The sequence below is a fragment of the Neisseria dentiae genome (assembly GCF_024580525.1).
GTDB classification, from domain to species: domain Bacteria; phylum Pseudomonadota; class Gammaproteobacteria; order Burkholderiales; family Neisseriaceae; genus Neisseria; species Neisseria dentiae_A.
On sequence record NZ_JANIKQ010000012.1, the window covers coordinates 20262 to 45925 of the forward strand.

At 51.5% G+C, this 25664-nt stretch carries 26 protein-coding genes; all 26 read left to right on the top strand.

The features are described 5' to 3' along the window. The first annotated feature begins 293 nt into the window (after positions 1-293). A complete protein-coding gene (ssb, locus tag NQ012_RS08185; protein ID WP_257067110.1) occupies positions 294-800 on the top strand; it encodes a single-stranded DNA-binding protein in 507 nt (168 codons plus the stop codon). Between the two features lie 76 nt (positions 801-876). Continuing rightward, positions 877-1494, top strand: coding sequence for a lytic transglycosylase domain-containing protein (locus tag NQ012_RS08190; RefSeq protein WP_257067111.1), 618 nt, complete (start codon positions 877-879; stop codon positions 1492-1494). A gap of 85 nt (positions 1495-1579) precedes the next feature. Beyond that, positions 1580-1921 carry a TrbC/VirB2 family protein gene (locus tag NQ012_RS08195; protein ID WP_257067112.1) on the top strand — a complete coding sequence of 114 codons (342 nt, stop codon included), beginning with the start codon at positions 1580-1582 and terminating at the stop codon, positions 1919-1921. Between the two features lie 13 nt (positions 1922-1934). Continuing rightward, positions 1935-2333, top strand: a complete 399-nt coding sequence (locus NQ012_RS08200; protein WP_257067113.1) for a VirB3 family type IV secretion system protein — start codon at positions 1935-1937, stop codon at positions 2331-2333. Continuing rightward, the gene (locus tag NQ012_RS08205) at positions 2272-4695 is read left to right on the top strand and encodes a VirB4 family type IV secretion/conjugal transfer ATPase (RefSeq protein WP_257067115.1); all 2424 of its coding nucleotides are present in this window, start codon (positions 2272-2274) and stop codon (positions 4693-4695) included. The genes NQ012_RS08200 and NQ012_RS08205 overlap by 62 nt, the downstream gene beginning before the upstream one ends. Next, complete coding sequence (locus NQ012_RS08210) at positions 4692-5459, top strand: type IV secretion system protein (protein WP_257067116.1); 768 nt, start codon at positions 4692-4694, stop codon at positions 5457-5459. The genes NQ012_RS08205 and NQ012_RS08210 overlap by 4 nt, the downstream gene beginning before the upstream one ends. Positions 5460-5524: 65 nt before the next feature. Next, positions 5525-6496, top strand: a complete 972-nt coding sequence (locus NQ012_RS08215; RefSeq protein ID WP_257067117.1) for a type IV secretion system protein — start codon at positions 5525-5527, stop codon at positions 6494-6496. A gap of 18 nt (positions 6497-6514) precedes the next feature. Continuing rightward, positions 6515-6949, top strand: coding sequence for a hypothetical protein (locus NQ012_RS08220; protein ID WP_257067118.1), 435 nt, complete (start codon positions 6515-6517; stop codon positions 6947-6949). A gap of 16 nt (positions 6950-6965) precedes the next feature. Beyond that, complete coding sequence (locus tag NQ012_RS08225; protein ID WP_257067119.1) at positions 6966-7430, top strand: hypothetical protein; 465 nt, start codon at positions 6966-6968, stop codon at positions 7428-7430. A gap of 240 nt (positions 7431-7670) precedes the next feature. Beyond that, positions 7671-8360 (top strand): virB8 family protein, encoded by a 690-nt coding sequence (locus NQ012_RS08230; protein ID WP_257067120.1) that lies wholly within the window; start codon positions 7671-7673, stop codon positions 8358-8360. After that, entirely contained in the window at positions 8357-9178 is an 822-nt protein-coding gene (locus tag NQ012_RS08235; protein WP_257067121.1) for a TrbG/VirB9 family P-type conjugative transfer protein, read from the top strand. The genes NQ012_RS08230 and NQ012_RS08235 overlap by 4 nt, the downstream gene beginning before the upstream one ends. After that, entirely contained in the window at positions 9179-10468 is a 1290-nt protein-coding gene (virB10, locus tag NQ012_RS08240) for a type IV secretion system protein VirB10 (protein WP_257067122.1), read from the top strand. A 48-nt stretch (positions 10469-10516) separates the two neighbouring features. Next, positions 10517-11614, top strand: coding sequence for an ATPase, T2SS/T4P/T4SS family (locus NQ012_RS08245; protein ID WP_257067123.1), 1098 nt, complete (start codon positions 10517-10519; stop codon positions 11612-11614). A gap of 38 nt (positions 11615-11652) precedes the next feature. Beyond that, a complete protein-coding gene (locus NQ012_RS08250; RefSeq protein ID WP_257067124.1) occupies positions 11653-12048 on the top strand; it encodes a single-stranded DNA-binding protein in 396 nt (131 codons plus the stop codon). Positions 12049-12123: 75 nt separating this feature from the next. After that, positions 12124-14181 (top strand): type IV secretory system conjugative DNA transfer family protein, encoded by a 2058-nt coding sequence (locus tag NQ012_RS08255; RefSeq protein WP_373566646.1) that lies wholly within the window; start codon positions 12124-12126, stop codon positions 14179-14181. Between the two features lie 86 nt (positions 14182-14267). Then, positions 14268-14459: a hypothetical protein gene (locus NQ012_RS08260; protein WP_257067125.1), complete on the top strand. Its 192-nt coding sequence runs from the start codon at positions 14268-14270 to the stop codon at positions 14457-14459. A 52-nt stretch (positions 14460-14511) separates the two neighbouring features. After that, a complete protein-coding gene (locus NQ012_RS08265) occupies positions 14512-17313 on the top strand; it encodes an LPD7 domain-containing protein (RefSeq protein WP_257067127.1) in 2802 nt (933 codons plus the stop codon). A 57-nt stretch (positions 17314-17370) separates the two neighbouring features. Further along, complete coding sequence (locus NQ012_RS08270) at positions 17371-18609, top strand: hypothetical protein (protein ID WP_257067128.1); 1239 nt, start codon at positions 17371-17373, stop codon at positions 18607-18609. A gap of 59 nt (positions 18610-18668) precedes the next feature. Then, complete coding sequence (locus NQ012_RS08275; protein WP_257067129.1) at positions 18669-19856, top strand: hypothetical protein; 1188 nt, start codon at positions 18669-18671, stop codon at positions 19854-19856. 56 nt (positions 19857-19912) lie between these two features. Beyond that, complete coding sequence (locus NQ012_RS08280; RefSeq protein ID WP_257067130.1) at positions 19913-20455, top strand: hypothetical protein; 543 nt, start codon at positions 19913-19915, stop codon at positions 20453-20455. Positions 20456-20470: 15 nt separating this feature from the next. Continuing rightward, entirely contained in the window at positions 20471-21538 is a 1068-nt protein-coding gene (locus tag NQ012_RS08285; protein ID WP_257067131.1) for a relaxase/mobilization nuclease domain-containing protein, read from the top strand. Between the two features lie 66 nt (positions 21539-21604). Further along, on the top strand, positions 21605-21847 hold the full coding sequence (locus NQ012_RS08290; RefSeq protein WP_257067132.1) for a hypothetical protein: 243 nt from the start codon (positions 21605-21607) through the stop codon (positions 21845-21847). A gap of 11 nt (positions 21848-21858) precedes the next feature. Further along, positions 21859-22155: a DUF6968 family protein gene (locus NQ012_RS08295; RefSeq protein ID WP_257067133.1), complete on the top strand. Its 297-nt coding sequence runs from the start codon at positions 21859-21861 to the stop codon at positions 22153-22155. A 64-nt stretch (positions 22156-22219) separates the two neighbouring features. Next, positions 22220-23203: a DNA-methyltransferase gene (locus NQ012_RS08300; protein WP_257067134.1), complete on the top strand. Its 984-nt coding sequence runs from the start codon at positions 22220-22222 to the stop codon at positions 23201-23203. A 16-nt stretch (positions 23204-23219) separates the two neighbouring features. Continuing rightward, the gene (locus NQ012_RS08305) at positions 23220-23969 is read left to right on the top strand and encodes a phage Gp37/Gp68 family protein (RefSeq protein ID WP_257067135.1); all 750 of its coding nucleotides are present in this window, start codon (positions 23220-23222) and stop codon (positions 23967-23969) included. After that, positions 23966-25663 carry a DNA cytosine methyltransferase gene (locus NQ012_RS08310; protein ID WP_257067137.1) on the top strand — a complete coding sequence of 566 codons (1698 nt, stop codon included), beginning with the start codon at positions 23966-23968 and terminating at the stop codon, positions 25661-25663. The genes NQ012_RS08305 and NQ012_RS08310 overlap by 4 nt, the downstream gene beginning before the upstream one ends. Position 25664 lies beyond the last annotated feature (1 nt).

The following is a 25664-nucleotide window of genomic DNA, read 5'->3' on the forward strand; positions in this document are numbered from 1 at the left end:
AATACTGTTGCAAAAAACAGATGGAAAAACCGCCCAGTTTATTTAAACTTGGGCGGTTTTTTTATCTGGCTCCCCGACCTGGGCTCGAACCAGGGACCTGCGGATTAACAGTCCGCAATATAAAATATAACTAATTGATTTTAAACAAGAGTGAAGTCTGCATTTACCGTTATATACAGCCTTGTTTAAGAACATTCAGTCACAAATTAGACACACACAAAAACGAAAACTTAAGCCTGCCTGTACCTATTGGGCATGTTTAATTTTTCGTTTTTTCTTTTTGGGAGCAGCAAATGGCATCCTTGAACAAAGTCATCCTTATCGGCAATCTCGGCCGCGATCCCGAAATGCGCTATATGCCCAACGGCGAGGCCGTCTGCAATTTCAGCATCGCCACCAGCGAAACTTGGAACGACCGCCAAACCGGCCAGCGTCAGGAACGTACCGAATGGCACAACATTACCCTTTACCGCCGTTTGGCCGAAGTAGCCGGCCAGTATCTGCGTAAAGGCAGCTCGGTTTATATCGATGGCCGTATCCAAAGCCGCAAATATCTGGGTAAAGACGGTATCGAGCGCACCGCCTACGACATTATCGGCAACGAAATGAAAATGCTCGGTTCGCGCAGCGGCGGCTCTGCGGAATACGGCGGTGCACCGGCACAACAGCAATCATCGCACCACATGACGGCGGAAAAATATGCCGCAGCAAGTGGTGGTGTCGTAACTCCGCCAAAACGGCAGGCTCCCGCCGTACCGGTTGTCCCTGTGGACGATATCGAATCCGATATTCCGTTCTAGCCCTGATAAATTAATCAGCCTAAATCAGTGAGGCCGTCTGAATTTTTCAGGCGGTCTTTTTTTAAAGGAGCAAATCTTGAAAGCTAAAAATCTGTTGGCAGTTGTAGCGGCGTTGGCATCAGGTGTCTGCATCTCTGCACCTTATCCGCAGTATCAGCATTTGGTGGAAAAACACGCGGCGGCGCAAGGCTTGGATGCGAACCTTGTGTGGGCCGTTATGGCTCGGGAGAGCGGTGGTAACCGTTATGCCCTTTCGCACAAAAATGCCCGCGGCCTGTTGCAGGTTATCCCGCCTACGGCTGCGCGGATGGGGGTTAATCCCAAATATCTGTACAACCCCGAACACAACATCATCGCCGGTACGCGCTACCTGCGTTTTTTGAGCAACCGTTACAAAGGAGACCTCAACCTGATACTGGCCGGCTACAACGCCGGCGAGGGCGCGGTGGACAAATATAGGGGCATCCCACCCTACCGCGAAACCCAAAAATACGTCCGGATTGTGCGTAACCGTTACGCACAATTAAGTGGCAACCCCGCCCATGCTGCGGGAAACCGTGGAGTGTCCATGAAAGCGGCTTACCATCCGCAGAAAACCGCTGTTAAGGCCGTCCGCATAGCTTCGGCCCGGGCGGTAGCCGATTCCCCACCGCCGAAACAATATGCAGCGTGGGATGTGTTTCAAGAGTTTTAATTTTACCCTCGGGTAACTGTGTTCCGGCCTAGTGCCGGTTTTTTTGTGTCCGCCATTTGGCGGCATTTTTTTAAAGGAAATACTTATGAATTCTGTTTCTGAAACCCAAACTCAAGCTGTTGTGTCAACCCAAAAATACATTTTGTTGTTGGCTGGGTTTGCCTTCGCATTATTTATTTTTCTGTTCAGCGGCGATGCTTATGCTTCTTCCGGCGGTCTCACAAAACTGGAAAGTGAAGCAAACAGTTGGAAAACTGCTGCTTATTCTTTTATCGGTGTATGTGCCATTATTTATTTACTTTGGGAAGGTGGCAAACTTTGGGGGAATAAGATTGATTGGATGGACTTCGGTGTTTGCTGTTTGAAAGTCGCTGTTGTAGGTGGCGTCCCTGCTCTTGGTGTTTATTTTTGGGGTGTGTGGGCGTAGGAAAGGGTCAAACATGAATGAAAAATTTCTAGAAATAGATGACGAGCTCCCGGGGTTTAATGCTTTAGCCCGGGCAGCGACTATTGCAGGAATGCCGCTGGTTCCTGCTCTTATGTCATTTATTTTTCCTGTTTTTATTTCCATGATTTTACTGCCTTTTATACACGGAAAAGCTTTTCTCGCATTGCTCTTTGTTATTCCATGTTTGCTTTTCATTTACACGCAAACGCAACAGGATGACCAGGCATTGCGCATTATCGGCTTATCAACCTTAAGTGTATTGCGGCGGCGAAATTATCGGCTGTTCGGTAAAACCAACACGATTTTAGGCAGTAAGTACGGAAGAGAGAATGATGATTACCAACGATTTTTTGAGCAAAATACTGAAAAAACAACGTGGGCAGGAAGATAGCCTGCCACCTTATAAACAGCATATAAGCGAACGTGTGGTGTTACTTGCAGATAACCGCGTTGCTTTTACTTTCCGCTTAGAGGGAACACGTTTTGAGGGTGTGGATGATACCAGTATGGTTGTTCAATACCTGAATCTGAACAAAACCCTTGCTTCTATCGGTAAAGACAAAAGTAGCCGCTTGGGGCTTTGGGTAACCCACCACCACAAAAAAATCGACTTCGAGCGTGAATACGATTTCCATACTACGTTTACGCGCACTTTCGCGCGCAAGTATATGGAAAAGCTCCAGAGTGGCGATTATTTTGAAAACATCTACTACATTACCTGTATTCTTAAATATGAGGATATTGATGATGCCGTAGAAGAAGCTGAAGAACTCATTGAGAAACTGACCGAATATTTGCAAGATTATGATCCGTATATATTGAAAGCATACTATAACGAATCGGGTATTCTTTTTTCAGAGTTCTATGAGTTTATCGGTATGCTGGCCAACGGCACTTACGAACCGATTCCGATCGGTTCGGCAAATGCCTACCGAACCATTCCGTCAGCCAACCTGCACTTCGGTTCTGAACTTTTGGAAATGCGTAGTTCTGATAAAACACGCTATGCCACACTATACGATCTGAAAGAGTTTGGTCAAAGTAAGGTCAAGGTAATGGTCAGTACACTTTCGTTGCCCTGTGAATTTATTTTTACCCAAAGTTTTGCCTATATACGTTCCGGCTCAATGATGAAAAAAATCGACGATCAACTTAACAAGTTGGAATCAGTGGGTGATATGGCCATTGGGCAGCACAAAGAATTGATGGAGGCTAAAGGCCATTTGGCTACCGGTGATTTGATGTTTGGTGATTATCATGGCGCGTTGGTGGTTTTTGGGGATACTCCAAGAAAAGCGTACACTAACGGACAAACTGTAGCCGCCCGATTCTTGAGTTCCGGCGGCTTTCGTTTTATCCGTGCGTCGTTATCGGCGGAATTTACCTTTTTCAGCCAGTTTCCCGGTGCCAAAATCAAACCACGCCCATTTCCCAAGGCCACCACCAATTTAGCCGCTTCTTTCCCGATGTTTAACTACGAACACGGAAAAAGCCGGGGCAACCCGCTGGGAGACGGTTCGGCCGTTATGCCTTTGAAAACCGAGGGCAGCACCATTTACGACTTCAATTTCCACTACACAGATCCCAACGAACTTGTTCCCGCAGAGGAATATCCTGCCGGGCATGCGTTACTGATGGGGAAAACCGGAGCAGGTAAAACTACCGCTCAAACAGCTATGTTAAGTTTTGCCGAACGCTTCAAGCCTTTTATCTTTGCGATGGACAAAGACAAGGGCATGGAGATTTTTATTCGCGCAATCGGCGGCACCTATTTCCCGATTGATGCGGGTGTTCCCACCGGTCTGAACCCGTTCCAATGGCCAGATTCTCCCAAATTAAGGGATTTCCTGTATGACTTGGTCGGTTCGTGTGTCCGACAACAGAGCAAGGATAATACCGCAGAAGAACAGAAAAAGATCAAGATGGCGGTGGATACCGTGATGAATTTGGATTTCAAACACCGCCGTATGGGCGCATTGCTGCACTCCATCCCACCCAGCACCGAAGATAACAGTCTATTTACCCGCCTTGAAGTATGGTGCGGAAAAGGGCGTTTCGCATGGTGCCTGGATAACCCCGAAAACCTGTTCAATCCCGATGAATTCTATCGTGTAGGTTTTGACCTGACCGACATTCTCAAGGCTGATTACCGCCCCACCGAACCGATACTGGCTTGTATGTTCTACATGAAAAACATCATGCTGGAACGTGTAGCCAAAAGCCGTGGGGTATTGGCAACTGTGTTGGAAGAATTTTGGCTGCCGGCAAAATATCCGGTTACACAAGAATTTATCGTTGACGGATTGAAAACCGACCGAAAACTTGGCGGTTTTTTACTGCTGGTTACCCAGTCACCGAAAGACGCCATCAATTCGCCGATTTTTGACACCGTCGTAGAACAGACTGTAACCAAAGTGCTGCTACCTAACCCTGCTGCTGAATACGAAGGCAATTACCAACGTCTCGGTCTGACAGAAAAAGAATTTTTGGAGATGAGGAAACTCGGCGAGAAAAGCCGCAAGTTCTTAATCAAGCAAAACATGGGTAGTTCTATAGCGACGCTCAATCTGACAGGCATGAAAGACGAAATCGCAGTCCTCTCGGGTAATGCAGCTAACGTACATATCATGCACCAAGCAATGGAGTATTGTGGTAGCGAAAACCCCGATGATTGGTTGCCTGTTTTCCATGAAATGAGAAAGGAGAATAAAACAGCAAAAATAGAGCAAGAGCAACAGTCTGAGACTGTTTGAGTACAGAAAAAAGGCCGTCTGAAAGTTTTTCAGACGGCCTTTTAGCTTCTCTCCCTGCCGCATTTGCGGCTTTTTCTATTTATAAGGAAATGATTCAAATGAAATCGACAAATTTAAAAAAAATGGGCATAGCCGTTTTGGTTTCCATCGGCATGATGACAGGTTCTGTTGCCCCCGTGTCAGCTAGTGGTATCCCCGTGGTTGATGGTGCAGCAATTGCTCAGGCAATTCAACAGGGTATTCAACTTGCTCAACAGATTCAGAACCAAATTAAACAGCTTCAAGAGCTTAAAAATCAGGTAAAAGCATTAACGGGGACGCGCAATCTTGGTGATTTTGCTAAGAATGCCGCGCTGGATCAAATACCTGATGAGTGGAAAGGCATTTATAACGATATTAAAAATCTCGATACTGCAACACTTACTGGTAAAGACCAATATAGCCAAAACAATGCCGCTGAAGCCTTGATTAACAGCTATAAGCAGGCCGCAAAAGCGATTATGGACACTGATGCGCGTGTAAAAGTAATCAATCAGTTAGCCCAAAAAGCCAATCAAACTCAAGACGCGAAGGCTGCCGCTGACTTACAAAACCGTATCGCTGTTGAGCAAGCACGCATTGCAAATAACCAAGTTATGTTGGATATGGGTATGAAAATGGCAGAACAGCAAGAAAAAATTCAAACGGCCCAGCAGCAAAACATTATTGCTTGCCAAATTAAAGCGAAAGGTAAGGCTGCTCAAAAAGAATGCGGTTCCATTTAACCCTTGCGAACTTTAGGTTTAGCCCGTTGTTTTCCAAACAACGGGTTTCTTTACAGGAAACTAATATGTCAGACGTATCTGAAAAGTCAACATTTTTTGTTGATATGACACAGTTTGTAACTGTTAACATGGGAACCAGTTTGTTTGAGTCGGCCGGTAATCTGATTTCTAATATCGCTCCCATTTTTTCAATATTGTTCGGCATCTATCTGCTGATGATTATGGTTTCATATTGGAGCGGCGGCGGTATTGATGAAATGTTTGTTGATTTTATCAAACGCATGATAACGTGGGCTTTTTTAATTACCTTAGCTTTTAATGCCTCACACTATTCTGAACTTGCCAACATTATTTATGTCCTACCTGATGATTTGGCAAAAGCCTTTGGAAGCATGGAATATTCCGGTGGGGCCTTGGATAAGATTGTCGATGATGTAAACACAGTTACAGACGAACTTGCTTTACAACGAAGCCGGTTGAATATTTTGGATGTAGGAACCCGTATAGATTACAGTATCGTGATTTACAGCATTGAAATTTTTATGGGTATTTTGCTTACTGTCGGGTTTGCTTTTTATATACTTTCAAAAATTTCTTTGGCCATGGTTTTGATGATCGGCCCACTATTCATCGGTTTCGGGCTGTTTCCCGCCACGCGCCAATACAGCATGAACTGGGTAGGACAATGTTTAAATTATGTGTTTACCATTGTACTGTTTTCGGTTCTCGGCTCCATGATGCTTACTTTTATTAAAGATTATGTGGATATCATGGGAGCCGATAATATCGCCGCCGCTTCTTCGTTAGCTATTTTGCTATTGCTTATAACTATACTTTTTATCGTTGTATGCTGGAACACCCCGCAAATAGCTTCTGCCCTTACCGGTGGCAGTGCTATCCAAGGCTCTATGCGTACCATTTACAATATGGCTAGAAAAGGAGTTTCCAAAGCGTCGTATGGAGCCGGAAAAGTTGGAGAAACCGCTAAAAACCGGTGGGTAAAATATCGCAGCGGGGGAAATATTAAAAATACCTAAGGTGTAAGGAGACTAAAGATGGATCATAACGAGATTAGAAAAGGAATATTACAAGCCAAAGTTGTTGACCGCAATTCCGGGCTGTTGGCATTTGAAGTTTTCATCGTTCCGCCGACATTGGCTTACTTTCTTTCAACAAGTGAATTTACTTCTAAGTATATTGGTTCGGATTCTTTAGTTTTCATTGCAACAGGTTTATTTTTATTCTGCTTCTTTGTTTACGGTGTGCTTTTTAATAAGCGGTTACGCCGCTATATAGCATTATTTTTTAGTTTTCTGTGGGTGTATGGGACATGGAAAATAGTTGGCTTTGACAAATCTTTCTCTGAATATCAAATTACTGATTATTTCATTGAGCTTTTTTTCCGAAGCATCCCATGTTTTATTGTTTTCCTTGTTTCTATATTCCTGCATTGGCATGATTTTATATTTTTAGATGATATGGATTACTGATAAATTGAGAGGTTATATGACTAAAAGCAAAAAAGCATTTGTATTCCCAGTATTATTGGCGGCCGCTACGATTGTTAGTGGTTGTGCCTCCCTAAATGAGGGTTTGGCTCAGGTAAATAGTACGCTTGGCAGCATAAATAGTAGCCTATCCGGTTCTTCTCCCTCAGAAGGGAAAACGATTTCTGATAAGCAGACATCTGTTTATGCGCTGAAAAATATGAAAATATCAGCGTGGCCGGCTTTGAATGGAAAGGGCCTTCGCTTAACAGGAGAAGCCTACAACAAAACCGATAAGTTGGTGAGGTTGTACATATCTATTCCGATTTATGATAAAGATGGTTTTAAAGCCAGTTCACTATTTGGCGAAATACATCTCTCCGGGAAAGAAAAAGAGCGATTTGAATTTAATACCCCAGGGGCTGTTCCTGATGGTGCTCGGTATGACCTGCAAAAATTCAAAGTGCATCACGAAGTATTCTGACTTTCTCTTTGTTTATTAATAAATAAAAAATGCCTCCCTATGGAGGCATTTTTCTTTTGGAGATTCTGCTATGAAAACCCTCTCCCTTATTCTGCTATCCGCCGTCTTGCTGACAGCTTGTTCTCATGCCCCAAAAAAACCAGGCGGCAAGGCGTTCCCGATTAACCCCACTTACCAAACAGGACGGTAAATATGAAATTGTTCCGCAGAAAACGCCAAAATACCGCAAGCTCCCCTGCGGTGGAAAAAAGCAAAACCCCTTATAAAGAATCGATTGCGTTTATCCAGTCGGCCAAAGAATTTGAAAAATCTGAAATTGAAAACATTAAAAAACGCGAAAAAATCGCTTGGACGGTAGCCTCTGCCGCAGGGCTGGTTACGGTTGCCGCAGTTTTTGCCGTAGCGGCAATGCAGCCGCTGGTTCGTGTGGAACCATATATCGTTATGGTCGATACCAAAACCGGCCAAACCAATGTAATTACAACATTGGATCATAAAACCCTTTCCAACAATAAGGAAATGAACAAGTTTCTCTTGGAGCTTTATGTTAAGAGTAGGGAAAGCTACGACTGGTACATGATACAGACGACCTACGACACCACCATAGCCATGAGTTCTCCGCAAGAGCAGGCTCGGTTTTCCAAGCCTTTTTCAGACGGTATCGGCCCTGACAAGGTATTGGGCGATAAATACCGGGTAAAAGTGGATATACAGTCGGTTTCGTTTGTCGGCGATACTGCACAGGTTCGTTTCAGTAAAACCAAACTGCCGGTTAATCCCGCATCAACCGAACAGCCGGTTACCCAACATATGATTGCCAGCATTGCATTTCATTATGGCAATCCCCCGATCAAGGAAGATGATCGGGCTAAGAACCGATTAGGTTTTTTTGTCGATTCTTATCAGGTGGAAGTGGAGAATACACAATGATGAAAAATACTCTGTTGATTACCGGCCTTGCTGCCGGTTTTTTGTCGCTGTCAGTTCAGGCTGCGGTGGTGCCGAAAGGAACGGTGTACGACAAGCGTATCCAGTATGTGAATTACAACCCCGACAACGTGGTAGTGATCCGTTCTAAAGTAGGCCGTGCCGTTATGGTGCAGCTGGCCGCAGACGAACGTCTGACAGGGGAGAGCAAGGCAATTGTTGCCGGCAACACGGGAGCATGGAAATTGACTGTGTCGGGGAACAATATTTTATTCAAACCCCAAACGCTTTCTCCTGAAACCAACCTGCTGATTTCTACGAATAAACGCACTTACGCATTTGATTTACGGATGGCTGGTAAAAACCATCCTCCTACCTATATTTTGCGCTTCCGTTATCCCGACGAAATCAACAAACAACAGCAAGCGGCTGCCCGTAAACGTATAGAGGCACGCACCCTGAATGACCTCCACCCCGACAAGAGCCACGGTTTCCGTAATATGGATTATTGGGGCTTTGGTTCGAGATCACTCGCCCCTTCGATGATGTGGGATAACGGCCGTTTTACTTATCTGAAATTTGATACTGCACGCGAAATGCCGACGGTGTTCAAAGTGTCTGTCGACGGCACGGAATCAACCGTAAACAGCCATGTGGAAAAAGACACGTTGGTGATACACGGAACATCCGCACGTTACCATCTTCGTTTGGGTAAAAAAGTATTGGGTGTGGAAAACCGCAGCTTTGACAGTAAAGGCAATTTCAATTACCGCGGCACAACTGTCCAAGGTTCCGTGCGTATGAAAAAAGAGGGCAAGTAAATGAATTTGGATCCGAAACAAGTAAGAAATGCTGACGACAACACACTTAATTCAATCGAGCCGTCTGAAAACCATTCCCTATCTTCACCACAGGACGGTGATTTCCGTTTCCAAGGTGATTTAAAAGAGCGTGTCGGCGCGCCCGAAGCGGAACGCGGCATTCCACAGGATTTGAGTGTACGCAAAGTATCCACAATGACAAAAGTGGCGATGCTGGTTCTCGGCCTGTTTGCTGTGGGGTTGATTTCAGCCGGTGTAGCGCGTTACGGTTCCGGCTGGTTTAGTAAAAAGCCCAAAGTCGAGCAACAACAGATGGAAACCACCGGCAGCGGTGGCGGCCTTGATTTTACGAAAAGGCAGAAGGAAACTCTTGCTTCTGCATCTGCACCTGTGGTTGAAACTGTGGCAGCATCCGAAGTGAAGCAGGAAGCCGCATCCGGGGTTGAAACCGCTTCTGCAATAACGACCTTGGCTGCGTCGGAACCCCCTCCTGATTTGCGTCTGACGAGCCCGCTAACCTTCGATGATTCGGAAAGCGTGGCTGAAGGTGTTATAGGCAATACTGGCAACGGCGCAGGAGATGCAGTTTCGTCTGACACTTCTTCATTGCCGGGCAGCGGTGAGGAAGGGGAGAAATCTTCCGGCAGTAAACAGCAGGGATTGGCTGTGCGTTTAAATCCGACCGTATTTGCCTCGGTCACCGCCCGTCTGCGCGGCAGTTTGGACTTTTTGCTTGGGCGCGGTACCGGTATTCCGTGCGGTTTACTTACCCGTATCGTAACAACGTATCCTGGCGTTACCAAGTGTCAGGTGTTGGAAGATGTGTATTCGGCCAACGGTAAAGTATTGTTGGTAGAAAAAGGAACGATTATTCACGGTGAACAACAGTCGGCCTTAACACAAGGGCAAGCTCGGGTATTTGCCGCATGGACTACCATTGAAACGCCCAACGGCGTATCGGTCAAGATTGACAGTCTCGGCGCGGACCCATTGGGCGGCTCCGGCCATCCCGCCCGTGTAAACAATCACTTTTGGAAGCGCATCGGCGGTGCTGTGATGATCAGTATGATTGATGACACCATTAATGCTTACGGTCGCCGCAGCCAAGGTTCTTCCAACGTTTCTTTTGATTCTACTACGGAATCGGCTCAGGATATTGCCACCGAAGTTTTGAAAAACACAATCAATATCCCGCCGACAGGGTATGTGAATCAAGGCGAACGCATTATGGTTTATATCGTTCGCGATGTGGATTTCAGCGGTGTTTACGAACTGGTCAATACCGACTAACCCGATAACCGCCCCGATATGGGGCGGTTTTTATTTTGGTAGGACAATATGAGTGATTTTAGCAATGATATTACCGCCCGCAATCTCTTAGATAAACTGGGCATCACAGAAAAACTGAACCAACCGGGTATTACCGAAGTGCTGATTAACCGTAGCGGAGAAATGTTTACTGAAAACAGCAGCGGTTTTACCCGCTATGAAAGCGATATTCTGACTTTGGATAATCTCAAGCAATTAGGCAATGTGCTTTGCGTGTTTAACGGAAAAGATTTGAATTATAAGCAGCCCATCCATTCCGTTACACTTCCCGACGGTGAACGTGGACACATCATGATGCCGCCTTCGTGTGAAGACGGAACAATGGTGTTTGCATTTCGCAAACCGTCAAGCAGCCGTTTCGGTCTGGACGACTACATCAATACCGGCCGTCTGAATGCGTTTAACGACGTATCCGCGCATGGCGTACCTGATTGTCGTTCGGCTTCGGAAATTGAAATAGACAGCCGTTATGTGCGTGATGTCTGCGACAAAATGAAGCTGCCCTATGATGTAAAACTGGCCGACTGGCAATACCAAATGCTCGAGTATAAGGCCAACGGCAACCTGACCGAATTTTTTCAAACAGCCATTGATAAAAAACTGAATATCTGCATGGTGGGCGGCACGGGTTCCGGTAAAACTACATTTACCAAAGCTCTTGCCGACCTTATTCCGACCAATGAACGGTTGATTACTATTGAAGATACGCACGAATTAAGTCTCCCCAATCATCCCAACCATGCACACCTTTTTTATAAAGAACATATCTCGGCCAAAATGATTGTGGCCGCCTGTATGCGTTTGAAGCCCGACCGTATATTTCTGACCGAGCTTCGCGGTGATGAAGCATGGGACTACTTATCCGCGCTTAATACAGGACACCCCGGCGGCCTAACATCTGTTCATGCCAACGATGCCCGCTCCGTTCACTATCGTATTGCACAATTGGCAATGGAATCTCCGGCAGGCCAAAATATGGATCACTCCTATATATTGAATACTGTTCGTGCCACTATCGATGTGATTTGTTATTTTGAAAAAACACGCATGACCGAACTGTATTTCGATCCCGTGGAAAAGTTTTATGCCATGAGCGGCCGTCTGTAACGGCCGTTTTCTTATATGGATTATTTGAAGGAGGCATCATGCCGTATATCAACAAAATCGAAATTATGGGCAATTTGGGGGCCGACCCCGAAATCCGTTATATGCCCAACGGCACGGCCACGGTAAAAATCAACGTGGCCGTTACCGAAAAGTGGACGGACAAATCCACCGGCGAGATAAAGGAACACACGGAGTGGTTCCCTGTGTTGTTGTACAACCATTATGCGGAGACCGTGTGTAAGTATATGAAGAAAGGCGACTGCATCTTGGTGTATGGCAAACTGCGCAGCCGCCCCTACACCGACAAAACCGGTGCGGCACGAACGGTTACCGAGGTTATCTGCAACGAAATGCTGATTATCCGTACCGCCGACTTTGCCAAACAAAGCGGGCCGGAACAAAGTGTGTCCGGCGGCATTTACGGCATGATATAAGGCCGTCCGAATAAACCGGCAAATTGAAAATTCCTTAACCCGCCCTTGTGCGGGCATTTTTTTCGGAGTGTGGATATGGATAAACGCAAAATCGGCATCTCTCTTGCGGCCGCCGGCGTGGTTACCGTCCTGGCGGCTGCGGGCGGGATGTACATCGGCAGCATGATTTACAAAGCGTGGCTGGGGCTGAAAGCCGAACCTGCCATCGGAATGCTGTGGAAATACTGGCAGCACATCGACCAACTGCCGGAAAACATGATTTTCCCACTCAAAGCGGCGACGGTCGCTGCCGGTTTGGTGCCGCTGCTGGCATTGGTGATTGTGCTGGTGGCGGTGTTTGCCAAGCCCAAACGCGAGTTACACGGTTCGGCACGGTTTGCGACGCGCCGTGAGATTGAAAAAACCGGGATATTGGAAGAGAAATTCAGCCCTGACGAAGCCCCCGACCTGCTGATCGGCAAATACGGCTCGGATTATCTGCGTTGGAGCAGCAAAGAGTTTGTCTATCTTGCCGCGCCCACCCGTTCGGGCAAAGGTGTGGGCATTGTGATTCCCAACTGCCTGCATTACCGTGGCAGCATGGTGGTGTACGACCCGAAGATGGAAAACTTTCTGATTACCGCCGGTTTCCGTGCCAAACACGGGCAGGAAGTGTTTCTGTTTAACCCCGGCGGCCGCCTGCCGGAACACGAACGCAATCCCAACGCCCCCTTGGTCAGCCACCGTTGGAACCCGCTGACTTATGTGCGCCGCAACCCTGTTTACACCTATAAAGACGCGCAAGGCGTGGCGGCGATTCTGTATCCCGATCCGCCCAATCCAAACGGCAGCACAATGTTTTTTACCGAATCGTCCCGCAAACTTTTTTCAGGGCTGCTAATGTACCTGATCGAAACCGAGGGCGAGCGCGATTTAAACCTGCCGGAAAACAAAACCACGCTGTCCAACCTGTTCCGCCTGGCTACCCCAAAGAACGGCAAAACATTGGCTGAATGGATTAAAGAAGAGGTGGAATTGCGAAAACAGCAAGAGCATACGCGCCTGAGTGATAACTGCGTTACGTTGCTGACAGACTTTGCCAACGGAAATGCCAAGACCGGTGCGGATATTATTTCCACCATGACCGCGCCGTTGAGTATTTTCTTAGACCCGGTGGTGGAAGCGGCCACCAGCGGCGACGATTTCTATTTGGACGATGTACGCAAAAAACCGATGACTATATATGTGGGGGTGCTGCCTACCGAAACCACCGTGTTTGCCCGCCTAACCAATCTGTTTTTCAGCCTGCTTGCCAACGTCAACGTCTATCAGGGGCTGCCTGAACACAACCCCGGCATTCTGAAGTACCAATGCCTGATGCTGATGGACGAATTTACCGCCCTCGGCGTGGTGCCCGCCATCGAGCACGGTGTGGCGTATATGGCCGGTTACAACATGAGGTTGATGATTATCTTCCAAACGCCGTCGCAGGTAGAAAAGCTGTATCAGAAAACCGGCATGCGGACGTTCTTTACCAATTTCGGCTGCCAAATCGTCTTTCCGCCACGGGAACAGGCCGATGCGGAAGAGTACAGCAAGCTGATAGGCTATGAAACGTTCAAGGCCAAATCCACATCGCGCTCCCGCGGCAAAAGCAGTAGCAGCAGCAACAGCATCAGCGACCAAAAACGCGCCGTCATGAACCCTGACGAGTTGAAAATGATGCCGAAAGAAGACTGCATTATCAGCCTCTCCAGCAGCCGCCCTATTTACGCGCAGAAAATCATCTACTGGCAGGACCCTGCTTTTAAAGAACGGGCGAACCTGCCGTTACCGTATGTGCCGGTCTTGGATGTCCGCACGCGTAAAAGTGCCGAAAGCAGCGAACCCAAAGCAGCCTACGTTTCTCCCGAAGACATGGCCTCTTTCCGCTGGCAGGAAGCCGCCAACGCCGACGAACTCGCCCATGCGCTGCTGCGTGCGCTGGTGCCGCCGGGAAGTTCGCCGGACTTCGTTGCCGAACTGGTGCCGGTGGTGGCGAAAAACTGGGGGGAAGGCAGTCTGCCGGTTATCGCGAAGATATTGAAAGAAACTTCCGATATCGATGTGGCTGAGGAGGCTGAGGCGGATGATAAAGAGGAAAAAGCCGCTTAACTGCGGAAGCATTTCAGACGGCCTTTGCTCTGCAAAGGCTATTTTTATACTTAAAATCAACTTTTTATTTAAAAGGAATAAACAATATGGAATCAGTTCTGATGAAGAAATACGGGCATATTGCTACCGACACAATGTCCGTTGTTGTAACGCTTACTCCTGAACAGCAGGCGGCAATTTTGTTTGCATCCGACTACGGCCTTCGGCAAGTAGATTCACAAACAATCGCCATTCTTGATTCGGTAATGGACAAATTAAAAGACTATATTCATCCCTAATTTAAGGCCGTCTGAAAATGTTTTCAGACGGCCTCTTCTTTTGGAGTAAACCATGAGTGATTACGACGAAATCCGCAACGCTTTAAGCTATATCGATTCCCATGACCGCGACACATGGATACAGGTCGGTACCGCCCTGAAAGACGAAATGGGCGACGAAGGTTTCAACCTTTGGGACAACTGGTCTCAAAGTGCCGACAACTACAATGCCCGCGATGCCAAAACCGCGTGGAAGTCGTTCAAGCCCGGCCGCGTCCATATCTCCACGTTGTTTTATCATGCGCGCCGAAACGGTTATACGCCGGCCAAGCCCTACACACCGCCGACACCCGAACAGCGGGCGGCCCGGGCTGCCGAACTGGATGCGCGGCGGCGGGAAGAAGAGCAGGCACAAGCCGAAGCACAGGCCAAAGCGAAAGAAACGGCACGGGGGATTTGGAACCGCTCCGCCCCCGCCCGCACAGACCATCCCTACCTGGCTGCCAAAGGCATCACCTCGGCGGCGGCTGTTGCCGGATTGCGGCAGAACAGTTATCGCGGCGACGACAATTTGGTGGTGCCGCTGTATTACGGCGGCGAAATCATCAATGTGCAGTCCATCAATCAGGACGGGCATAAGCGTTTCCTGTCCGGCGGGCAGGTTAAAGGCGGTTACGCCGTGGTAGGCAACGCCGAGCAGCTTTCAGACGGCCTGGTGATTGCAGAGGGCTACGCTACCGCCGCGAGTATCCATCAGGCGACGGGCAAGCCCGTGATTGTGGCGTTTAACGCCGGCAATATGGTTACGGTGTCGGAGCGGTTGGCCAAAAACCTGCCCGCCGATGTGCCGGTAATGCTGGCGGTGGATAACGACGCATCGCAAACCGGCATTCAAAAGGCGCGGCAGGCGGCGGCATTTTTTGGTGGCCGCGCCGTGGCGGTACAGCCCGAATTCACGATGACGCAGATTCAGGCTTATCAGAAAACCAACGGCCTGAACCTGCCCAGCGACTTCAACGACCTGCATCAACTGGCCGGCATCGATGCCGTGCGCGAACGCATCGAATCGGCATTCAGACGGCCGCAGCCGGCTCCCGAAGCAGAAACGGAAATCAAACCCGCGCCGGTGCAACCCGCGCACGAAGAAACAGATTGGGCGGCGGTGGCGGCCGAAGAAGCCCGTCTGTCGGGTTACACCGCCCCGCCCGCAGCCGAGCCGCCGCCCCAAGCCGCCGAAATTCCAGCAGCCCCTTTACAGGAACAGGAGCCTGAAATGCTTACCGAAAACCATACCGCCCCCGCTCAGGTGCAACCCGATGCCGAACCGGCAAACACTATCGAATACGCGGCCGTGCGCCGCACACGGGAACCCGAACCGTATCAGAGCGTTGACCCCGGTCATGTCTTCGGCCACGGGCGGGAACACGGCGGCGGAGACAGCCCCGCAGCCGATGACGGCAAAGCGGCCGCAGCACAGCCGGATAATATTCCCGAACCCGCCGCCGCGCCGGAAACCGGGCAGCCCGATTGGGCCGCGGCGGCCGGCCACAAAAAGCCCGTTACCGACCTGAACTACCGCATACCGCCCGACAGCATCAAGAGCCGTTACGTTGTGGCCGATGGCAAATACCTTTCCGCCGCCAACCACACTACCGTGCTGTTTACCGACAGCGGCAAAAAAATCAGCACCGCCAAAACCGACGCGCAGACCCTCAACGATATGCTGGAAGTGGCCAAAGAAAAAGGCTGGGACAGCATCAAACTTTCCGGCAGCAAAGAATTCAAGGCCATGATGTATGTGGCCGCCGAAAGCCAGGGCATCCGCACCAGCGGCTACCGGCCGACACCGGAAGATTTGGCGTTGCTGCAACGGCTGCGGCAGGAGCGGTCGTTAAACGGCATCGAGCCGCAACCCGGGCGCGCCCCTGCCGTTACCCCCGAAGCCGAAAAAGTACCGCCCGCGCCCTACCCTGGCGACAAACGGCAAAGGCCGTCTGAAACCCGCGCCCAAACCGCCGCCGCTGCCGAACCCGGGGAACGTATCGTCAGCGTGGGCAATGCCCCGTATCAGCACAACCCCAAAAACCAGCCCAGCCCGTTCATCGTTTTGGAAAAAGACGGCAAGGAGCGCACCGTTTGGGGCGTGGACTTACCCGACGCGATGGAGCGCAGCGGCGCGGAAATCGGCGACCGTATCTACCTGCATTCGCTGGGCAAACAGCCGGTGGAAATCGATGTGCCTGTGCGCGACGAAGCGGGCAACTTTACCGGCATGGAGAAAAAAGAAGTCCACCGCAATCTCTTCAAGATGGAAATTGTGTCGGACCGGCAAAAAGAGCAGCGGCAGGAGCAGGAAACGGTTGCCGTCCAACCCGATACGGTGGCCTTATCCAAAGCCGATAGGCTGATGGCACAAAGTTCCACACCGTCGGACGCAGCCATCAACACTTCCCACGTTGCCGATACCCAACAAGGCGTACCGTTGCAGGGTATCGGGCAAGGGGAAGTTCCTTCGGAAGTGGCGGTGGCTGCCGGGCGTATGAAGGCGGCGGCGCTGGAAACCGGCTTTATTGCCGCAAAAGGCGCGTATATGAACAAAGCCGCCAAGCTCTCCAAGGCCAACAAACAGCTTTTGGCCTTTCACGAGCGCAACGTGCTGGACACCATACGCGATCTGAAAGGCGATGCCCGGACGCTGGCCCTGACCAACTACTACGAACATACTGCCAAGCAGATGTCGGGACGCAACCTGCATCTGCCCAAACCGATTCAGATACCGGCGCAGGCCCACGAACAGCCGCAGGCACCACAGTTACAGCATGGGCAACAGCGGCAGGAGCGGCAACGGCAGCCTGAAGTGGAAATAGACCGTTAACCAACCAAACAGCCCGGAACCCGAATGTTCCGGGCTGTTTTCGTTCGGGAGTGAGGAATGGAAGAAGACAAAAGCACCGGCAGGCCCGGCAGCAGGCGGATGGAAGTTTTGCAGCAGTCTTTGGCCAAAAAGCAGGCTGCGTTCGACCAAAGCCTGCAAGCACATATCGACGATGTACGCTCGGCCAACGGACAGCCGCTTAACGACAAACGCACCGGCAGGCAGACACTCGACCGCTGGGAGCAGCAGAACGACAGCCTGCGGACCAGGCAGGAAGATATTCAGAAAACGCAACGTGCCATTGAGCGCGAGCAGCATAAAATCGACCGTGTCGCCCGTACCCCGATTCCCGAGTTTCTGAAGCCCATGCTGGAATCGGGCGAAATCAGCCAATGGCGCAAATACCCGAACCGTTTTTTTGTGAAGGGTGTGGATAAAGCCCGCATCATCTGGTTTGAAGACAATCAGGAATTCGGTTACAGCCATATACAGGGAATGCCGCCCGAGCAGCGGCCTTTGTTCAAGGCGGCCTACGACAAAATCCGTGCCATGCACAGCCGGATACGCGGGAGTTCCCCCGAACCCGCAGTTGCCGTAACAGAAGAAAGAAACACGGTACCGGGCACCGGTATTTCCGCCGGAGCGTCTGCACCGTCTGAGAATCCCCCTGCACCAACTGCCGAGAATTCCGACTTTCCGCCCGGTACGGTACTCCGGCATCAAAACCAGCATATCCGTGATGTTTATTTGGTTGTCGGTAAGGAAAAAAATGGCGGCCGGTATTTGTTACTGGGCGACGAACCCGTCAGTACACCCGTACTCAGGGAAAGTACCGCCGGAGAATTGGAACCGGCCGGACACCGTGCTTTTCAGACAAGCCTTGTTTATGAGAATGCCGATGCAGACAAAGCCTACCGGCTGTTTGAAAAGAATGCGTCCCGATACGAATCCCGTTACGAACTGATTTCCAAACCGGCTTTCTTCACCGCTTTCGGACAAACACAACCGGAAGTAGCGACACCACCAGCCGGGCAACCGCCCTGCGAACAATCCCTGCAAGAACGTTTGCAGTTAGCACAAGAGCGTTATACGGAGCAGACCCTTACCCTGCCGCCGCCGCAACAGGAACGCCGCCGTCTGCTGGAATCACAAATGGAAACCCTGATTAAAGGGCTGCCCGAGCAGACGCAGATGCAGGCGCGTATCAATTTTTATACCAGCCAGGTTGAAGAAAGATTACGGCAGGTTCAGAAGCCCGAACCGCCCGGACAAAGCGAAATTTCTTTTGATCGCTGATTTTTCTTGCACCGTTGGGCCGTCTGAAATTTCAGACGGCCTTCCTTTTTCGGAGCGCCATGACTATGACAAAACAGCGGGAATCTCCCGGCTATTACGAAACCGAGAGCCGTATCGGCGGGCGTGAAGCCTATGAGACGGCCAAGGCTGCGGGCAAAACCGAACTGGATTACCGTCAATGGGTGCAGGTGCGCACGCCCGAATTCAAGGCATGGTTCGGCGATTGGCAAACCGGGGCGGTTTCCCGCAATCTGCTGGACGGCAACGGCGAACCGAAGGTGTTTTACCCCGCTCCCGCGCCCGACCGCATTACCGTTACCCGGCAGGTTGTCCGCACGGAACAGCAGCAACGGCGCATCAGGAAAGAACAGACGCGCTATGTGAAATACGATACGCAGGGGCGGGTGCTGGCGGTGTCGTCCGTGCCGAAAGACGGGTTGGATGCCGAAACCCACACACGGACCCGTACCGTTTCCGTGCCGGTGGAAAAAATCGAAGCCGTTATCGAAACGCTCCGGTTTGCCGCGCATGAAAGCCTGCGGACATTTACCGTCCATACCGCCGACAACCAAACCGTCGGTTATCTGTCGCTGTGGCGGGAATTTGCGGACGGGCCGCCGTTTCTCGGCGACCGTCCCGTTTCCAAACCCGACGGCAGCTACCTTGTGCCGTACAAGGCCGAACTTGCGGAAGGATACCGCGGGCTGGGCATTGCGGCGGCGTTGTACCGTTTTGCCGAACGGCAAACCGGCGAACCCGTCTATCCCGCCCGTTCGCAAACCGACATGGCCAAAAGGTTTTGGGACAAACGCCGTCGCGAAGGCGGTTTCGGTGGCTATTTCGTCAACGGAGCCGGACAAATCAAGTCCGCCACCGACAACAGCGGGCTGTTCCGTCCCGATAATCCCTATACCGACGATTCCCCGTACAGGCCGTCTGAAATTTCAGACGGCCTTTCTCTTGTGGAAAACACTATGGAAAAAGAACCGACACGCGAAGCGGATATTCCGCACGGCGGCCTGAAAACGGCCAAGCATCACTACCAAATGCACATGGCCACCGCTGATACGGCGGAAAAGCTGCGCTGCTCTTTGCTGGAGCACGCGATGGAAAAAACCGTTGCCGGACTGCCGCCGGATATGCAGGTGGTGGCCCGTACCAATTTTTACCAGTCGATGGTGCGGGATTCCGTGGAACGGCAGTATGCGGACACCGTGCCGCCACCTGGAACGGAATTGGAACGCTGATTCTGCTTACCGCCCGACAGCTAAAAAGCTGCCGGGCCTTATTTTGGAAGTACCTGATGGATAACGACAGTCAAAATAAAAGCCGTCCCGTCCGCGTATTCGGGCTGAGTATCACGGAATTAGAAGCCCTGCGCGAACTTGCGCTGAAACGATACGGCAAGCCCAGCGTGTCGCTGTTGGCCAAAAAGCTGTTACAGGCGCAGCTGGAGACGCCGGAGGAACCCGAAGCGGTCAAACTGCCGCCGCCGAAGTGCCGCCGCCGTATTACCGTGCGCCTACCCGATAAAGACCGCGCCTACCTTGAGGCGGCAGCGGAACTGCGGCGCGGCACCATTAACGATGTGGCACGCGACATTATCCAGTCGCACATCTACCGGCATCCCATGCTGTCCGCGTATGAAGCCGATACGCTGTATCAGTCCAATTACCAGCTATTGCTGATCGGCCGCAACATCAACCAAATTGCCCGCCATCTGAACGCGGGCGAAAACGCATCTTTGAACAGCCGGCAGATTACCGAACTGAAAAAATTTATTGATGCCCATATCGCCAAAGTAAACCATGTGCTGCAAGCCAACCGCCGCCGGATGCGCGGCTGACGTGAAAACAGAATTATGACCGTACACAAAAAAATAGACGACTGGTTTCTGGGCTATAAAACCCGCTCTGTGAAGGCCAAACAAGACGGCGGCCTGTATTTCGGCGGCGGCCGCAGCAAGCCGTCCAAGCCGCTGAAAGCCGGCAGCGGTTTAGCCAACCTGCGCGCCGCCGCCCTAAAACATCCCGAAGTGATGGTAAAAATCCCCAAACGGCTGAGCAGTAACTCAAAAGGAATGCGCGGCATCCGCAACCATCTGGACTATGTGTCGCGCAACGGCGAAGTGCCGTTGGAAAACCAGTCCGGCGAAAAACTGATCGGCAAACGGGCGGTAAAAGGGTTTGTCAACGACTGGCAGAAACTGGGTATTCCCGAGGAAAGCAAGCATAAGGAAGCACTCAATATCGTGCTGTCCATGCCCGAAGGCACACCGCCGGATGCGGTGTTGAACGCCGCCCGCAACTTCGCGGCCGAGCAGTTCGCCGGGCACCAGTATGCATTCGGCCTGCACCACGACAGCCACGGCCCCGACGAGCCGAAACACCCCCACGTCCACCTGTGCGTACTGATGCGCGATGAGTACGGGCAACGGCTCAACCCGCGCAAAGCCGATCTGTTCGAGTGGCGCGTCCGCTTTGCCGAAAAGCTGCGCGAAGAAGGGGTTTTGTGCGCGGCCACCAAGCGTATCCACCGGGGCAAAACACAAAAGCCCGAAAACAGCCTGCTCCGTGCCATGCGCCAGCGCGGCGTGCTCAGCAATGCCGCCCGCCGGCAGGCGGAGGAACTGATTGAAGCGGTAAAAAACAGCGACCGCCCCAAACATCCGTTTTTGAAAGAAACCATGCGTACACGCGGCATCGTGCTCGAGCAATACGGGCAGATAGCCAAAGAACTGTACAAGATGGGGCATAAAACCGAAGCCCGCATCATCAGCAAGCTGGCAAAAGACGTGGCCGGGCAGGATTTTACGACCAAAGCGCAGAGCCAATACGACAATATCCGCGACCACCGCCCTGCCATCGAGCAACTGCAACAGCAGCTGGCAGCGGAGAAAGACAAGCAGGATAAAGAAATACCCCGTTAAATATTACTGACGAACTTCCTTATTTCAATGCTGTCTCATTCTTTCCAATTGAAAAAAGGAGATGATATGGACTCTAAAGTAAAAGCAGCATTTACTGCTGTTGCAATACTGTTTTCTTCCTTGTCATTTGCACAATGGTCTCAATATCCCGCATGTTCAAAACAGTATGAATCTGACCGTGCCGCCTGCAATAAAATGCAGGGTAGTAAAGCAAAGAAAGAAAGCTGTTGGGCATCTGCATCTGAAAGATTGGCTTATTGCAACAAAACCAAAGGTACTACGGGAACTCCGGCGTTACTGAATAAATAAAGGAATATATGATGTCTGACAAGCTGACTAAAGATACGGCAATCGCCCACAGGGTGCTTGAGTTGAAGGAAAATCCTTCGGAGAAAGTGGATGTGTTTATAGGAAATCCTTTCCAGTTGGGCAAGGATGAATGGGCGTGTCCGTATAGAATAGTAGGTGGCGGTATTGATTTAAATTTGCAGATTATCGGTGTGGATAGTGTTCAGGCTTTACAGCTTGTCTTCCCCATCATAGATAGTGCCATTGTCGGCACCGATGTACCCCTGCTTTGGGATGGTGAGGAATATTTAGGTTTTACTCCTAAGTAGTTGGAAATAAATATTAATAAACCCCGTTCGAGAACGAACGGGGTTTTATTTTTTGGTGGGAATAATGAAAATCAAGAATACCTTGTTTACCGGCGACTGCCGGCAGATTCTGCCCGAACTGGCTTCACAGGGGGTGAAAGTGCAAACCTGCATTACCTCGCCGCCGTATTACGGCCTGCGCGATTACGGCTGCACCGGGCAAATCGGCTTGGAGCCGACCGTAGCCGAATATGTCGATAACTTGGTGCAAGTATTCCGCCTGGTGCGCGACGTGCTGGCAGACGACGGCACCTTATGGCTCAACCTCGGCGACAGCTATGCGGGTAGCGGCAAAGGCCGCAATGCCGACGGCAGCCCGTTTGCCGGGCATCAGAATTCGTTTCAGACCGCCACTCAATTGAAAGGCCGTCTGAAAACCACACCGCTTTCAGACGGCCTGAAAGCCAAAGACTTGATCGGTATCCCGTGGCGGGTGGCTTTGGCGTTGCAGGCCGACGGCTGGTATCTGCGCCAAGACATCATTTGGCACAAAACCAACCCCATGCCCGAATCCGTAACCGACCGCTGCGTCCGTTCACACGAATATCTCTTCTTGTTATCCAAAAACAGCCGTTACTACTTCGATCACGAAGCCATCAGGGAGCCGTCGGACAGTTACCACCGCCCCGGTGCCGGCAGGCAGCACGACTTCTGCCGCACCAGCGGCAAATACACTCAAAAACCCAATCCCGGCCAAAGCATGACCCAGCACCGCAGCAACCGCGAGCACACCCCCGCGCGTCCGCAGCGGAACAAACGCAGCGTATGGCCGGTTTCTACCGTTGCCGCCCGCCACGACCATTTGGCGGCTTTCCCGCCGAAACTGATCGAGCCTTGTATTTTGGCCGGTTCACGCGCGGATGATTTGGTGCTCGACCCGTTTTCAGGGAGCGGCACGGTGGCGGAAACGGCCAACCGCTTGGGGCGGCGGTGGGTAGGTATTGAGTTAAACCCCGCCTTTACTGCCTTGCATGAACAACGGACGGCACAGCAGGCAATCGGTTTTTAATATTGGAAAATTTTTTATGGCCAACAGCAATATCGAATGGACGGAACAGGCATGGAACCCCATAACCGGCTGCATCAAAATTTCGCCCGGATGCAAAAACTGCTACGCCGAAACAATGGCAAAACGGCTTCAGTCAATGGGAGCGGCCGGTTATGAAAACGGTTTTGCCCTTACCCTGATGGAAGGCCGTCTGAAAGAACCTGCCGACAGAAAAAAGCCGGCGGTTTATTTTGTGAACTCCATGTCCGATACGTTTCACGAAGACGTGCCGTTTACCTACATCGACCGCATTTTTGAAACTATCCGGCAAACACCGCAGCACACCTATCAGATTCTGACCAAACGGGCGGAGCGGATGGCCGAATACTTCCGCTCCCGTTCCATACCGGAAAACGTATGGCTCGGTGTATCGGTGGAAGACCGCCGCTACGGGCTGCCGCGAATAGATGTGCTGCGGCATATCCCCGCCACCGTCCGTTTCATCTCCGCCGAACCGCTGCTGGAAGATTTGGGCAAGCTCAATCTGACGGGAATCGATTGGGTCATCGTAGGCGGGGAATCCGGCTCCAAAGCAAGACAGATGCAGGCCGTGTGGGTAGAAAACATTCTGCGGCAATGCGAGGCCGCCGGAACCGCATTCTTCTTCAAACAATGGGGTAGTTGGGGAGCGGACGGCATCAAACGCAGCAAACGTGCCAACGGTTGCCTGCTCAACGGAAGTGTCCGGCAGGAATTTCCCATGCCTTTACGCAGGAAGTCAAAATGACCAAACAATACACATTAGACTTGAGATACAAACAAATCGGCGACCTGTTCGCCGGCGGCGGCGGAGCAAGCTGCGCTATCGAACAGGCTACCGGAATGTATGTGGATTTTGCAGTTAACCACGATGAGCAGGCCATTTCCATGCACACGGCCAACCACCCGCAAACCATACACTACCAAACCGACGTGTACGAGGTTGACCCGTATTTGGCCTGTCGCGGCCGTCCCGTCGGCCTGCTGCATCTCAGCCCCGACTGCACGCACCACAGCCAAGCCGCAGGCGGCCAGCCGCGCGACAACGCAACCCGTTCTTTGAGTTGGGTGGGCAAACGCTGGGCGGCTCAGGTGCGGCCGGACATCATCACGCTGGAGAACGTCGAGCAGATCACCCGTTGGGGCCGGTTGGTGGCCAAACGCGATAAAGCCACCGGCCGTGTAATCAAACTGGACAAAACCGTCGCCGCCCCCGGCGAACGGGTACCGGTGCAGCAACAATATTTGGTGCCCGACCCCAAACACGCGGGGGAACGGTGGCGGAAGTTTGTGCGCGAGCTGGAAAAGCTCGGCTACACCGTGGAGTGGCGGACGCTGGTTGCTGCCGACTATGGCGCACCCACTACCCGCAAACGGTTGTTTATGGTTGCCCGTTGCGACGGTCAGCCGATTGTGTGGCCAGAACCGACGCACCATAAAAACCCGAAAAAGGGGCAGAAAAAATGGCGTGCCGCCGCCGAATGTATTGATTGGTCCGTGCCCGGCAAGTCCATCTTCGGGCGTGAAAAACCGCTGGCCGAAGCCACCATGCGCCGGATTGCCAAGGGTGTCAAAAAGTTTGTTTTGGGTAATCCGAATCCGTTTATCGTGCCGATTGCCCATTACAACGGTTCCGAGCCGGTGCACGATGCCACCGAACCGCTACGAACCATTACGGCATATCCCAAGGGTGGCAGTTTTTCCGTAGTTTCCCCCATACTGGTTAACGCCGCCCACGGCGAAGGCAGCGGCCGCACCAAACGGCGCGGTATCGGCAGCCGGGATATTACCGATGCCCTCGGCACCGTAACCGCCTCCGGCTGTGGCGGCCACGCGGTGGCTGGGGCCTATCTGATGCAGGCCAACGGCGGCTACAATGCCATTCACGGCAAAGACGCTGCCGAACCGATGACCACCATTACCAACAGCGGCAGCCAGCAGCAATTGGTATCCGCCTGTCTGATACGGCAATTCGGTGCCAGCACCGGCAGCGACATCGCCGCGCCTATGGGTACGGTGATGACCGACGGCGGCGGCGGTAAAACGTCGTTGGCCATCTGTGAGCTGGGGAGTGCGGAGGAGCGCGCACTCAAGGTGGCCGCGTTCCTGATTAACTACTACGGCAATGGCGACGCCCGCGATCTGACTGCGCCGATGGACACGCTGACAACCAAAGACCGTTTGGCTTTGGTTACCGTATATATCAACCGGCAACCGTACTACATCGTGGACATCACGCTGCGGATGTTGCTGCCGAAAGAGTTATTCAAAGCTCAGGGTTTTCCTGACGACTACATCTTCGACCGCGACCATACGGGCAAACCGCTGACCAAAACCGCCCAGGTGCGGATGTGCGGCAACTCCGTATCACCGCCGCCGATGGCCGCGCTGATACGCGCCAACTGGCGGCCCGAGCCGGCCGAAATGGCCTGTGCCGCTTAGG